The 13,034-nt window shown below is 64.5% G+C and carries 10 protein-coding genes and 1 tRNA gene; all 11 read left to right on the top strand.

Annotated features, from left to right (window positions below; genetic code table 11):
- Window positions 1-21: 21 nt before the first annotated feature.
- The 11 genes from ACVCMB_RS06715 to ACVCMB_RS06665 all read left to right on the top strand — a co-directional run bounded on the left by ACVCMB_RS06715 (window position 22) and on the right by ACVCMB_RS06665 (window position 12,800).
- Window positions 22-96: transfer RNA gene (locus tag ACVCMB_RS06715), tRNA-Val, on the top strand.
- A 762-nt stretch (window positions 97-858) separates the two neighbouring features.
- Window positions 859-1,380 (top strand): type VI secretion system contractile sheath small subunit, encoded by a 522-nt coding sequence (tssB, locus tag ACVCMB_RS06710; protein ID WP_324899045.1) that lies wholly within the window; start codon window positions 859-861, stop codon window positions 1,378-1,380.
- A gap of 6 nt (window positions 1,381-1,386) precedes the next feature.
- Window positions 1,387-2,880, top strand: coding sequence for a type VI secretion system contractile sheath large subunit (tssC, locus tag ACVCMB_RS06705; protein WP_324899048.1), 1,494 nt, complete (start codon window positions 1,387-1,389; stop codon window positions 2,878-2,880).
- Window positions 2,881-3,003: 123 nt separating this feature from the next.
- Complete coding sequence (locus tag ACVCMB_RS06700; RefSeq protein WP_324899050.1) at window positions 3,004-3,498, top strand: Hcp family type VI secretion system effector; 495 nt, start codon at window positions 3,004-3,006, stop codon at window positions 3,496-3,498.
- Between the two features lie 206 nt (window positions 3,499-3,704).
- Window positions 3,705-4,493 (top strand): type VI secretion system accessory protein TagJ, encoded by a 789-nt coding sequence (locus tag ACVCMB_RS06695; protein WP_324899053.1) that lies wholly within the window; start codon window positions 3,705-3,707, stop codon window positions 4,491-4,493.
- Window positions 4,494-4,512: 19 nt separating this feature from the next.
- On the top strand, window positions 4,513-5,016 hold the full coding sequence (gene tssE / locus ACVCMB_RS06690; RefSeq protein WP_324899055.1) for a type VI secretion system baseplate subunit TssE: 504 nt from the start codon (window positions 4,513-4,515) through the stop codon (window positions 5,014-5,016).
- Window positions 5,017-5,022: 6 nt separating this feature from the next.
- Window positions 5,023-6,906 (top strand): type VI secretion system baseplate subunit TssF, encoded by a 1,884-nt coding sequence (gene tssF, locus ACVCMB_RS06685; RefSeq protein ID WP_324899057.1) that lies wholly within the window; start codon window positions 5,023-5,025, stop codon window positions 6,904-6,906.
- On the top strand, window positions 6,870-7,892 hold the full coding sequence (gene tssG, locus ACVCMB_RS06680) for a type VI secretion system baseplate subunit TssG (protein ID WP_324899059.1): 1,023 nt from the start codon (window positions 6,870-6,872) through the stop codon (window positions 7,890-7,892). Before tssF ends, tssG begins: the two co-directional genes overlap by 37 nt.
- Before the next feature lie 69 nt (window positions 7,893-7,961).
- Entirely contained in the window at window positions 7,962-10,706 is a 2,745-nt protein-coding gene (gene tssH, locus ACVCMB_RS06675) for a type VI secretion system ATPase TssH (RefSeq protein ID WP_447106482.1), read from the top strand.
- A gap of 116 nt (window positions 10,707-10,822) precedes the next feature.
- A complete protein-coding gene (locus tag ACVCMB_RS06670; RefSeq protein ID WP_447106481.1) occupies window positions 10,823-11,740 on the top strand; it encodes a hypothetical protein in 918 nt (305 codons plus the stop codon).
- Between the two features lie 46 nt (window positions 11,741-11,786).
- Window positions 11,787-12,800 (top strand): hypothetical protein, encoded by a 1,014-nt coding sequence (locus ACVCMB_RS06665; protein WP_447106480.1) that lies wholly within the window; start codon window positions 11,787-11,789, stop codon window positions 12,798-12,800.
- Window positions 12,801-13,034 lie beyond the last annotated feature (234 nt).

The following is a 13,034-nucleotide window of genomic DNA, read 5'->3' as shown; positions in this document are numbered from 1 at the left end:
GCACGGCCTGGCCGTGGCGACGGGCGGTTAGCTCAGCGGTAGAGCACTACCTTGACATGGTAGGGGTCACAAGTTCGATCCTTGTACCGCCCACCAATTCCATGATCCACCGATCGAGTGGAACCGAGAGGGGAATCCGGCCAGGGTTCCCCTTTTTCGTGGGGCGACGGCGCGCTCGTCGCTGGCTGCGCGGCCATCTGATTCGTTCGCCGAACACGTTCGCGTCCGCTGCGCGTGCCCTCGCCAGCCGCTCGATTCGATGCCCTCTCGCCGCTCCCTCGCGGATCGGCGGAATTCCGTCGATTCAGCTTGCAGCAATCTCTTCACGGATGTAGATTGCCCGGACGGTCGATCGTACTCCGGCTGCCAGCGATCTTCGGGTCCGGGCGCGCCGTGAGGCGACGAGGAGATCGGGCACGCAGCTACGCCAAGTCCAACGCCGAGGTGGGGTGGTCATCGGTTTCGACGTGCGACGGCGGGATGTGGTGCTTCAGTAAAGTCGGATGGTGTGCCGAGACGTTGCATCCGTCGCGGCGCATGTCATGCCGCCACTGCCGAACCGCCGGGGGGAACGAAGGGGACGTATGGACTTGCGTGCACAGTCGCCATCGGAATCGTGCCTTGCTCCCGTACGTCGACGCGGTTCGCGCGGGCGCGTTGCCGTGTCGCCCGATCTTTCTGCCGATCGCCAATGCCGCGCGCACGATGTCTCGGTCACGACCGTGCAAGGTCGCCGCCGCGTCTGCGCACCTGCCTTCAATGACTTTTCGTTCCGTTGCCGCCGGGCAGGTCCCGGCCGCGCCGGGGCGGATGAATGCTGCATCTCGAAAACCCAAGCATGCCCACCGGGAGAGTCGCATGGCCAAGCAAAGTAGTCAGAAATTCATCGCGCGCAATCGTGCGCCCCGCGTGCAGATCGAGTACGACGTCGAGGTCTACGGCGCACAGAAGAAGGTGCAGGTACCGTTCGTGATGGGCGTGATGTCGGACCTGTCCGGTGCCAATGCGGGCGAGCTGCCGCCGATCGAGGATCGCAAGGCGCTGGAGATCGACGTCGACAATTTCGACAGCCGCCTGAATTCGATGAAGCCGCGGGTGACCTTCGCGGTGCCGAACACGCTCACCGGCGAAGGCAGCCTGGCGGTGGACATCACCTTCGAGAGCATGGACGACTTCTCGCCAGCGGCGGTCGCCCGCAAGGTGGGCGCCGTGGCGAAACTGCTCGAGGCGCGCACGCAGCTTGCCAACCTGGATACCTACATGGACGGCAAGGCAGGCGCTGAAAACCTGATTGCCCAGGCACTCAAGGACCCGGCGCTGCTGCAGTCGCTGGTTTCGGCGCCCAAGCCCGCCGACGACACCAACAAAGACGGGGAGTAAGCACGCATGGCCACCGAAAAGCTAGCCGAACAGGAAGGCGCCGTACAGACTCTCGACGCCGGCGACTTCGCTGCGTTGCTGAGCAAGGAGTTCAAACCCAAGAGCGACCGCGCCAAGGAAGAGGTCGAATCGGCCGTGCGCACCCTGGCCGAGCAGGTGCTGAACAAGGCCGACATCGTTTCCGACGACGTCGCCCAGACCATCAACGCCTACATCGCCGAGATCGACCGCAAGCTCAGCGAGCAGATCAACCTGATCATGCACCACCCCGATTTCCAGAAGCTGGAAAGCGCGTGGCGCGGCCTGCATCACCTGGTCAACAACACGGAGACGGATCAGCTGCTGAAGATCCGCGTGATGAACATCTCCAAGAAGGAGCTGGGCAAGACCCTGAAACGCTACAAGGGCACGGCCTGGGACCAGAGCCCGATCTTCAAGAAGCTGTATGAGGAAGAGTACGGCCAACTGGGCGGCGAGCCCTATGGCTGCCTGGTCGGCGACTACTACTTCGACCACAGCCCGCCCGACGTCGAGCTGCTCTCGGGCATCGCGCAGGTTGCTGCGGCGGCACACGCGCCGTTCATCTCGGCCGCGGCTTCCACCCTGATGGGCATGGACAGCTGGAACGAGCTTGCCAACCCGCGCGACCTGGCCAAGGTGTTCTCCACGCCGGACTATGCCGCGTGGCGCTCGCTGCGCGAGTCGGACGATGCCAAGTACATCGGCCTGACCATGCCGCGCACCCTGGCCCGCCTGCCGTATGGCGCCAACACCGATCCGGTGGAGGAGTTCAACTTCGAGGAAGACACTGCCGGCGCGGACTCGTCCAAGTACACCTGGCAGAACGCGGCTTACGCGATGGCGGTGAATATCAACCGCTCGTTCAAGGAATATGGCTGGTGCTCGCGCATCCGCGGCATCGAGTCCGGCGGCGCGGTGGAAGGCCTGCCCGCACACACCTTCCCGACCGACGACGGCGGCGTGGACATGAAGTGCCCGACCGAGATCGCGATCACCGATCGCCGCTCGGCCGAGCTGGACAAGATGGGCATGATGCCGCTGGTGCATCGCAAGAACTCGGACATGGCCGCGTTCATCAGTGCCCAGTCGCTGAGCAAGCCGGAGGAGTACGACGATCCGGACGCCACCGCCAACGCGGCGCTGGGCGCGCGCTTGCCGTACATGTTCGCCTGCTGCCGCTTCGCGCATTACCTGAAGTGCATCGTGCGCGACAAGATCGGCTCCTTCAAGGATCGTACGGCGATGGAGCGCTGGCTGGCGTCCTGGATCAACCAGTACGTCGACGGCGACCCGGCCAACTCCAGCGAAGAGACCAAGGCCCGCAAACCCTTGTCGGCCGCGGAGGTGGTGGTGGAAGAGGTGGAAGGAGCACCTGGGTATTACACGTCGAAGTTTTTCCTCAAGCCGCATTATCAGTTGGAGGGCCTGACCGTTTCCCTGAGGCTGGTGTCCCGTCTTCCTTCGGCGGCCAAGAGCTGACCCGGAAGTTTCTCGCAGGTTCGTTCCACGGTTTCAACTGGCAGTACCAGTCAATCGCCGAGCAGCTTCCTCCGAGCGAGAACTGTCCGGTTCACCTGATTTCAACAGACAAGGAGAATTCTCATGGCACTAGACATGCACCTGAAGCTGGAGGGCGGCGACGTCACCTTCACCGGCGAATCCAAGCACACCAAGCACAAGGACCAGATCCAGCTGCTGGCCTGGTCCTGGGGGATGTCGCAGAGCGGTTCCTTCGGCCATGGCACCGGCGGCGGCGCGGGCAAGGCCAACGTGCAGGACATCAGCTTCACCAAGTACCTCGACAAGAGCACCACGTCCTTCATCAAGGCGCTGGTCACCGGCGCGCACATCGGCACCGCGACCTTGTTCGTGTCCAAGGCCGGCGGCAAGCAGGAGGACTACTTCACCATCAAGCTGACCAGCGCGATGGTGACCAGCTATTCCACCGGCGGCTCGGGCGGTGAGGACATGCTGACGGAGAACATCTCGATCAGCTTCGCCAAGTTCGACGTCGAGTACTTCGCCCAGAACGACAAGGGCGTGGTGGCTTCGGCCGGCACGGTCGGGTACAGCGTCGAGGAAGTCGCGGCGAGCTGAGCTGGCGCCTGACCAGGCTTCGCCGGAACCTGCTGTCCGGCGGTCCAGGTGCAGGGGACGAATGCAACGGCTTGTCGCACCCCGGACTTCCGGGTGCGACCAGCGGCGTTTGTCCGCCTGCACCCGGGATCGTCCGGTCGGGGTGACGGCGACCTTCCCGCGCCCGCGGCCACGCTGCCGACGGGGCGCCGGCATCGAGAGACGACATGACACCCGAAAGCAAGCTCAAAGAAGGCCGGCCGGACGAAGCGTTGCAACTGCTCACGGCGGAAGTACGCAACAACCCGGCAGATGCCAAGCGCCGGGTTTTTTTATTCCAGTTGCTGGCGCTGCTCGGACAATGGGAGCGGGCACAGAACCAGCTCAGCGTCTGCGGCGAACTCGACCCGCTCAACGCCATGATGGTCGGTGCCTATTCGGAGGCGCTGAAGGGCGAACTGGTGCGCGCCGACGTCTTCGCCGGCAAACGCATGCCGGTGATCATCGGCGAGCCGGAACCCTGGCTGGCGTGGCTGCTGCAATCGCTCAAGCTCGGCGCCGAAGGCAGGCACGAGCAGGCCGCGACGCTGCGCGAGCAGGCACTGGAACAGGCTCCCGCGGTGGCGGGCAACATCGACGGCGCCGCGTTCGAGTGGATCGCCGATGCCGACCCCCGCATCGGGCCGTGCCTGGAGATCATCGTCAACGGCGGCTACTCCTGGGTACCGTTCTCGCGCCTGCGCGAGCTGAAATTCGAGGCCCCCAGTGACCTGCGCGACAAGATCTGGGTGCCCACCCAGGTGACATGGAGCAATGGCGGCCAGGCCATCGGCTTCATTCCGGGGCGTTACGCCGGCAGCGAACGGTCCGAGGACCAGGACATCGTGCTCGGGCGCAAGACCGACTGGGTGGAGCAGGGCAGCGACCAGATCGGTCTGGGACAGCGCATGCTGGCCACCGACGTGGCCGACTATCCGCTGCTCGACGCGCGACTGATCACCTTCGACGTCGCCTGAGCCGGAGTGCCGACTTTCCATGGCTGAGCTCACCACCCAGGAACGACTTCAGCCTTCGCTGCTCGATCGCCTGACCGACGACGAGCCGGGCAAGCTGGAGGAAAGCCGCGAGAAGCGCGTGATCTCGGTGTCTCGACTGCGCGAATGCGTCACCCGCGATATCTCCTGGCTGCTGAATTGCGTGAGCCTGGAGGCGAATGTCGAGCTCGAGGAATATCCCGAGGTTTCCCGCTCGGTGCTCAACTTCGGCATTCCCGACCTTACCGGTGCGGCGCTGTCGGGAATCAACGCCGAAGCGCTGCAGCGTCGTGTGCGCGATGCCATCGTGGCCTACGAGCCGCGGCTGACCGCCAACACCCTGCGCGTCAACGTCAACGCGTTGACCAAGCGCATGGATCGCCAGGCGCTGATTTTCAACATCGAATCGGAAATGTGGGCGCAGCCGATTCCGTTGAACCTGTACCTGAAGACCGAAGTCGACCTGGAGACCGGCAACTTCAAGGTGTCGGAGGGCTTCGGCTGATCGCCCATGGACCCGAGACTGCTGCGCTACTACAACCGGGAACTGCAACACGTACGCGAAATGGGCGGCGAGTTTGCCCGCGAGTATCCGAAGATCGCCGGCCGCCTAGGCCTGGAAGGCTTCGAGTGCGCCGACCCCTACGTGGAACGCCTGCTGGAAGGCTTTGCCTTCATGGCCGCGCGCGTGCAGCTCAAACTCGACGCGCAGTATCCGGTGTTCACCCAGCACCTGCTGGAGATGATCTATCCGCATTACCTGGCGCCGGTGCCCTCGATGGCCGTGGTGCAGATGCACCCGGACCTCAAGGAAAGCGGCCTGCTGGCCGGCCACAAGGTGGCCCGGCACACGGCATTGCGCAGCATGATCGGCAAGGACGACCGCACCGCCTGCGAATACCGCACCGCCCACGAGGTCACCCTGTGGCCGCTGGAGCTGGCCGAGGCGAAGTATTTCGAGACCCCCGCCGCGATCGCCGCCGCCGGGGTGGTGCTGCCGGCCGGCAAGATCGTACGCGCCGGCCTGCGCCTGAAGTTCCGCGTCACCGCCGGTGCCCAGGCCAACATGCTGGCGCTGGACCGGCTGCCGATATTCCTTGCCGGTGCCGATGAACTGCCCAAGCGCCTGTACGAGCAATTGCTCGGCAATGCGGTCGGCTACCAGGTCCGCGCGCAGGGCGCGTCGGGGGCGATCAACGAGAACCACGACGCCAGCCACATCGAGCGTCGCGGCTACGACGACGACGAGGCGCTGATCCCGTACTCCGGGCGCTCGTTCAGCGGCTACCGGCTGCTGCAGGAGTATTTCGCCTGCCCCGAGCGCTTCCTGTTCGCCGAGTTCACCGGCCTGCGGTCGCTGCTGGCGCGGGCCAAGGGCAACGAGTTCGAGATCGTGGTGTTGTTCGACCGCAGCGTGGCCAGCCTGCACAACGCCGTCGACGTCAGCAACTTCCGGCTGTTCTGCACGCCGGCGATCAACCTGTTCCCGCGGCGTGCCGATCGCATCCACCTGACGCAGGGCACCAGCGAATACCACATCCTCGCCGATCGCACCCGGCCGATGGATTTCGAAATCCACAGCATCGGCAACGTCGAGGGGTTCGGCGACCGGCAGGAGCCGGAGCAGCGCTTCCTGCCGTTCTACGGCTGCGACGAGCGCACCTGGCACGCGCGGCACTCGGCCTACTACACGATCCGCCGCGAGCCGCGGCTGTTGTCCTCCCGGCAGAAGCGCCAGGGTGCGCGCTCCAGCTACATCGGCAACGAGATGTTCATCTCGCTGGTCGACTCCAGCGAGGCGCCGTACTCCACCGAGCTGCGCCAGATCGGCATGCAGCTGATGTGCACCAACCGCGACCTTCCGTTGCAGATGCCGGTCGGCAAGTCCCACACCGACTTCACCCTGGAGACGGGCGCGCCGGTGGAATCGATCCGCTGCGTCGCCGGTCCGACCAAGCCGCGTGCCTCGGTCGCCACCGGCGAGACCGCGTGGCGCCTGCTCAGCCACCTGCAGCTCAACTACGTGTCGCTGCTGGAAAACAACGCGGGCGAAGGCGCCGCGGCACTGCGCGAGATGCTGACCCTGTACTGCGACGAGTTCGACTCCAGCGCACTGCGCCAGATCGAGGGGCTCAAGGCGGTGAGTTCGCAATCCATCGTGCGACGCATCCCGTTGCCCGGGCCGATCACCTTCGGCCGCGGCCTGGAGATCACCCTGACCTGCGACGACGGCGCCTTCGAGGGCACCGGAGCGTTCCTGCTGGGCGCGGTGATGCAGCAGTTCTTTACCCGTTACGTGTCGATCAACTCCTTCACTGAAACCGTTCTGCGCACGCTGGAACGCAACGAGGTCGCCCGATGGCCCGCCCGGCTGGGAACACGGCAGACGCTGTAGCGCTGGAGAACGCGCTGCGCGACCATCCCGAGTCCTTCGAGTTCTTCGAAGCGCTCCGGCGGTTGGAGTGCGCATTCCCGGAGCGTCCTCGGCTGGGCCAGTCGACCAAGGTCAGCGATGACTTCGTGCGCCTGGGCCAGACCCCTTCGCTGGCCTTTGCGCCACGCACCGTGGACAGCTACCAGCCCGGTGGCGGCGGCCGGCCGGCGCGCATGCGAGGCCTGTTCTTCGGCCTGTTCGGCCCGAACGGGCCGTTGCCGCTGCACCTGACCGAATACGCGATGGACCGCGAGATCAACGCGCGGGATTCCACCTTCCGCGCGTTCGCCGACATCTTCCACCATCGCATGATGAGCCTGTTCTACCGCAGCTGGGCCGACGCCCAGCCCACGGTGCAGCTGGATCGCCCCGAGGAGGATCGTTTCCAGCTGTACATGGGCGCGCTGGTCGGCCTGGCCACGCCGGATCTGGGCGATCGCGACGCCTTGCCGGACCAGTTCAAGCGGTTCTTCGCCGCACGCCTGCTGCAGCAGGCGCGCAATGCCGAAGGCCTGCAGGGCATGCTGGAGCGCTTCTTCCGCGTGCCGGTGGGCGTCGTCGAGTTCATCGCCGAATGGATGCGCCTGCCGTCCGCCTCGCAGCTGCGCCTGGGCGCCTCGCGCGAGGTTGCAGCACTGGGCCTGACCACGGTCACCGGCGAATACGTGCGCGGCAGCCAGCAGCGTTTCCGCCTGCGCCTGGGGCCGCTCACCCGCGCCCAGTTCAACAACTTCCTGCCCGGCGGCGAAGCGCTGCGGCAACTGGTGGCCGCGGTGAAAACCTACGTCGGCGAGGAAAAAGCCTGGGATGTGCAGTTGGTACTGAAGAAGGCCGATGTCCCGGTGACGCGCCTGGGGCGCGAAGGACGGATGGGCCTGACGACGTGGATGGGTTCGCCCCGGCACGACGACGACGTCGACGAGGTCGTGCTGCAACCGGTGGGATAGCCGCTGGCGGCCGGGTCGACGTGGCAACAGACATGATGGGATTGGCAATCAACTCAGAGGATCAATGACATGGCCGAGATCAGTCGCGGCGCGCTGTTCGGGAAACTCAACAAGCTCGCTTTCCGGTGCATCGAAAGCGCGACGGTGTTCTGCAAGCTGCGCGGCAATCCGTACGTGGAACTGGTGCACTGGATCCACCAGATCCTGCAATTGCAGGATTCGGACCTGCACCGCATCGTCAAGCAGTTCAACCTCAACCCGTCGAACCTGGCGCGCGACATCACCGATGCGCTGGACCGGCTGCCGCGTGGCTCCTCGTCCATCTCCGATCTGTCCAGCAACGTCGAGGAAGCGGTCGAGCGCGGCTGGGTGTTCGCCACGCTGATGTTCGGCGAGGCGCAGGTGCGCACCGGTTACCTGATCGTCGGCTGCCTGCGCACGCGCAATCTGCGCAACGCGCTGGTCAACATCTCGGCCGAGTTCGACAAGATCAAGCCCGAAGCATTGGTGGAAAAGTTCGCCGAGGTGGTCGGCGGCTCACCCGAGGACGGGCAGCATGCGAACGACGGTTTCCGCATGGGCGGTGGCAGCGCGCCGGGCGAGGCCAGCGGCGCGATGTCGCCGGCACAGATGGGCAAGCAGGAAGCGCTGGCGCAGTTCACCATCGACCTCACCGCGCAGGCGCGCGACGGCAAGATGGACCCGATCGTCGGTCGCGACGACGAGATCCGCCAGCTGGTCGACATCCTCATGCGCCGTCGCCAGAACAACCCGATGCTGGTCGGCGAAGCCGGCGTGGGCAAGACCGCGGTGATCGAGGGCTTTGCCATGCGCATCGCCATCGGCGACGTGCCGCCGCCGCTGAAGGACGTGCAACTGCGCGTGCTTGACGTCGGCCTGCTGCAGGCCGGCGCCAGCATGAAGGGCGAGTTCGAGAACCGCCTGAAGCAGGTGATCGAGGAGGTGCAGTCGTCCACCAAGCCGATCATCCTGTTCATCGACGAGGCGCACACCCTGGTCGGCGCCGGCGGCGCGGCCGGCACCGGCGACGCGGCGAACCTGCTCAAGCCCGCACTGGCGCGCGGCAACCTGCGCACGATCGGCGCCACCACCTGGGCGGAGTACAAGAAGCACATCGAGAAAGACCCCGCGCTGACCCGCCGCTTCCAGACCGTGCAGATCGACGAGCCCAGCGAGGAGAAGGCGATCCTGATGATGCGCGGCGTCGCCAGCGTGATGGAGAAGCACCACAAGGTGCAGATCCTCGACGAGGCGCTGGAGGCGGCGGTGAAGCTGTCGCACCGCTACATTCCCGCGCGCCAGTTGCCGGACAAGTCGGTCAGCCTGCTCGATACCGCCTGCGCCCGCGTGGCGATCAGCCAGCACGCCGTGCCGGCCGAGGTGGACGACACCCGCAAGCGCATCCAGGCGCTGGAGACCGAGCTGGGCATCATCGCGCGCGAAAAGAACGTCGGCGTGAACGTCACTGCCCGCGAAGACGCCGCCAACGAGAAGCTGGCCACGCAGAAGGCACGACTGGAAACGCTGGAGGCGAACTGGATCAAGGAGAAGGATCTGGTCGAGAAGATCCTCGACATCCGCTCGAAGTTGCGCGGTTCTTCGGCGCCGGTAGAAGGCACCGGCAGTGCGCTGGAAGAGTCGGCCAACCAGGTTGCCGAAGCAAAGGAGGCATCGGCGGGAGAGGCTGCCCTTGCGGGGGATGATCGCGCTGCTGCATTGAAGGAACTGCAGGAGTTGCAGGGCCAGCTGGCCGAGCTGCAGGGCGAGCATCCGCTGATCCTGGCCTCGGTCGACCAGCAGGCGGTGGGTTCGGTGGTCTCGGACTGGACCGGCATCCCGGTCGGTCGCATGGTCAAGAGCGAAGTCGAGACCGTGATGAACCTGGCCAAGCTGATGGGCCAGCGCGTCATCGGCCAGGACCACGCGATGGAGATGATCGCCAAGCGCATCCAGACCTCGCGTGCCGGCCTGGTCGACCCGAACAAGCCGATCGGCGTGTTCATGCTCGCCGGCACCTCCGGCGTGGGCAAGACCGAAACCGCGCTCGCGCTGGCCGAGGCGCTGTACGGCGGCGAGCAGAACATCATCACCATCAACATGAGCGAGTTCCAGGAGGCGCACACCGTCTCCACGCTCAAGGGCGCGCCTCCGGGCTATGTCGGTTATGGCGAGGGTGGCGTGCTTACCGAAGCGGTGCGTCGAAAGCCGTATTCGGTAGTGTTGCTGGACGAGGTGGAAAAGGCCCATCCGGACGTCCATGAAATCTTCTTCCAGGTGTTCGACAAGGGCGTGATGGAAGACGGCGAGGGCCGCCAGATCGACTTCAAGAACACCCTGATCCTGCTCACCACCAACGCCGGCACCGACATGATCGCCGGCCTGTGCAAGGACCCGGAGCTGATGCCCGATCACGAGGGCATGGCCAAGGCGCTGCGCGAGCCGCTGCTGAAGATCTTCCCGCCGGCGCTGCTGGGCCGCCTGGTGACGATCCCGTACTACCCGCTGAGCCCGGAGATGCTGGGCAAGATCGTCAAGCTGCAGATCAACCGCATCAAGAAGCGCGTCGAGGCCCGCTACAAGATCCCGTTCGAGTACAGCGAGGACGTGGTGAAGCTGGTGGTCGAGCGCTGCACCGAGACCGAGTCGGGCGGCCGCATGATCGATGCGATCTTGACCAACTCGATGCTGCCGGATATTTCGCGCGCTTTCCTGAGCAAGATGATCGCGGGAGAGGAGATTGCGAAGGTGCGGGTAGACGTGGCGGACGGAGATTTTTCTTACGCGTTCGGTTGACGTGCGCGAGCAATGCACGCCGCTTTGTACCGACTCTCGTGCAGTTGTGATGGCAAAGAATTGGCCGGATCCACTCGGCCACATCATCAATCGGTCGGTCTTCAGGAGATTACCGCATGAACGGCTTTACGAAACCCAGCACTCTCGTGCGCAAGGCGGAAGTCGGCGTACGCAAGACTCTCGGAATGCATGTGCCTGCCGATCCACGGCGTGGTTTCACGGATCACATGGAAGTGCTTTCGCCGGGCGTGGTCATCGGTTACAAGAAGCCCGCGGCGGGCGCGAATTATCCAAGTGATGCGATGAAAGCATCGATCATCGCAGCGGCGAGCCGCGCCAGACGTATCGTGCGCAAGGCCAACGACGAATTCGCCGCGGTGGTGCTTCTGCGCAAGAAGGAGTCGGCGCTGTTTCAACAGGTGCTCGCCACCCATTTTGGTCTGGTGGCGGGAGACACGCAGGGTGGGTACCTGAAAGACAACGTCGTGAACAAGTCCTTTTCGCCGCGCGCGGTGTTCGAAAAAGACCGCCGATGGGTGCTGGAGAAGATCCGCAAGAACATGTTGAGCCTGAGCTTCCACCTCAATACCGGCATCTACCTCATCGACATAGATGCCAACAACCGTGATCTGGAATCAGGTGTTGCCAAGGCGCCCGGCACCATTTCCGCCCTTGGCTATGTATCGCCGGAGAAAACCTCGCTCGATCCAACAACGTGGAGAACAAGGAGCGCGCGCTGGGGTAACGGCATCACGTGCGGTTTCCGGCACGGCGAAATACACGTGTCCTTCGTAAAGCATCTCAATTTCTCGCCCATCAGCTATGCACAGACCATCGTGCATGAGGCAACACACAAATATTTCAATACGGAGGATCATGCATATGCAGACGATCCAACCTACTTTTCGCTCAGTCTCGTGGACCGGCTTGAAAACGCTGACTCTTACGCATGGGCGGCAGTCTCGCTGTATTGTGGCTCGCTGAAGATGACCCATCCGGCCAGTACGGATTACGACCAATGCACGAAGCCATGATGGCGCCGCTGCGCAATATCGTCAGCCTCAACGAGGGACCAGACCAATGCCCTCCAAACCGCTGAGCTCGGGCGAATTCAAAGCCATGGGCGAGCTGGCGCGCGCACGCCGCCAGCTCGTCGTCAACATGTTCGGGGGCACCAAGCTCAAGTTCGGCAGTGCCAGCATGCTGTCGTCGGGCAAGTCGCTGCTGTCGTCCGGCAAGAAGCTGAAGTCGGGCGTCGACAAGCTTGCCAAGGGCGGCAGCACGGCAAGCAAGGTCGCCAGCGTGCCGGGCATGAAGGAGGCGTTCGAGAACTTCATGGTGGAATGCGCCGACGTGGAGAACATCCACGACGTGATCGAGGCGATCGGCGGCGAGGTGCTGCACGAACTGCTGTCGGAGGTGACGCCCTACCTCGGCGTGGTCACCAGCACGGTGAGGCTGGCCAAGGCGGGCAAGGCGGTGGCGCAGGACGGCTACAACCTCTACAAGAGCGACGAATACAAGAATGGCTTCCGCATGGGTGATCCGAGTGCGGCGGCCGAAGCGATCCAGGCGATCATCAAGCGCGACCTGGCCCAGCACTCGGTGAAACTGGGCCAGCAGACGGTGGCGACGGGAGCGAAGATCGGCGGTCTGTTCGCCGACTTCGGCACGGCCACTACCGCGGCGATCGGCGTGGCCAACACGCTGGCCAGCCTGGGCCTCCAGCTGTTCTCGCTGGGCCTGGACATCAAGGACATGCGTGCCGGCAACAAGCGGTTGGCGGCGCCCAACACGCTGGATCTCACGGTGTTCGGCGAGTGCCCGATCCTCGGCTGCTACCTGCTCACCTGCGCCGACACCTCGGCGGTCGCCAACATGTTCATCGCCGACATCGGCCTGCCGGGCTGGATGGACAAGGTCGAGCTGATGAAGAAGAAGCAGATGGACCCGCTGCTGAAGATCGCCAACAAGAACATCATGGGTTCCCGCCTGCAGTTGGAGGGGCTGAGCAGCAACAAGGGGACGCATGCGAAGAAGGGTTTCTTCGCGGGCATCAAGAGCAAGGCGATGAAGCAGATCGGGTTGAGCTGACTGCCGGCGCGGGCACGGCGGTTGCGAGGGGGCGCGCGGTACCCGTTTGTATCACGCCGGACGATAGCGCTGGCGTGTGTGGCGCCGCGTCCGTGGTGCATTGCTCATGGGTCGGGGCAGCCATTTCGCCCATGGGGAATGCTGCGTTCCCCGACGTGCCGTATTGCGATTGATTCTTGTTTACTGTCTAATGATGCGACCGGATCATTTGCCCGGCACCGCGCCGGTTCCGTC

The organism is Rhodanobacter sp. UC4443_H10, from assembly GCF_052978325.1.
This window is presented reverse-complemented; position numbering and strand designations above follow the sequence as displayed.

Coding starts and splice junctions, on each gene's coding strand:
- tssB (WP_324899045.1), top strand. CDS start 859: ATGGCCAAGCAAAGTAGTCAGAAATTCATCGCGCGCAATCGTGCGCCC.
- tssC (WP_324899048.1), top strand. CDS start 1,387: ATGGCCACCGAAAAGCTAGCCGAACAGGAAGGCGCCGTACAGACTCTC.
- ACVCMB_RS06700 (WP_324899050.1), top strand. CDS start 3,004: ATGGCACTAGACATGCACCTGAAGCTGGAGGGCGGCGACGTCACCTTC.
- ACVCMB_RS06695 (WP_324899053.1), top strand. CDS start 3,705: ATGACACCCGAAAGCAAGCTCAAAGAAGGCCGGCCGGACGAAGCGTTG.
- tssE (WP_324899055.1), top strand. CDS start 4,513: ATGGCTGAGCTCACCACCCAGGAACGACTTCAGCCTTCGCTGCTCGAT.
- tssF (WP_324899057.1), top strand. CDS start 5,023: ATGGACCCGAGACTGCTGCGCTACTACAACCGGGAACTGCAACACGTA.
- tssG (WP_324899059.1), top strand. CDS start 6,870: ATGGCCCGCCCGGCTGGGAACACGGCAGACGCTGTAGCGCTGGAGAAC.
- tssH (WP_447106482.1), top strand. CDS start 7,962: ATGGCCGAGATCAGTCGCGGCGCGCTGTTCGGGAAACTCAACAAGCTC.
- ACVCMB_RS06670 (WP_447106481.1), top strand. CDS start 10,823: ATGAACGGCTTTACGAAACCCAGCACTCTCGTGCGCAAGGCGGAAGTC.
- ACVCMB_RS06665 (WP_447106480.1), top strand. CDS start 11,787: ATGCCCTCCAAACCGCTGAGCTCGGGCGAATTCAAAGCCATGGGCGAG.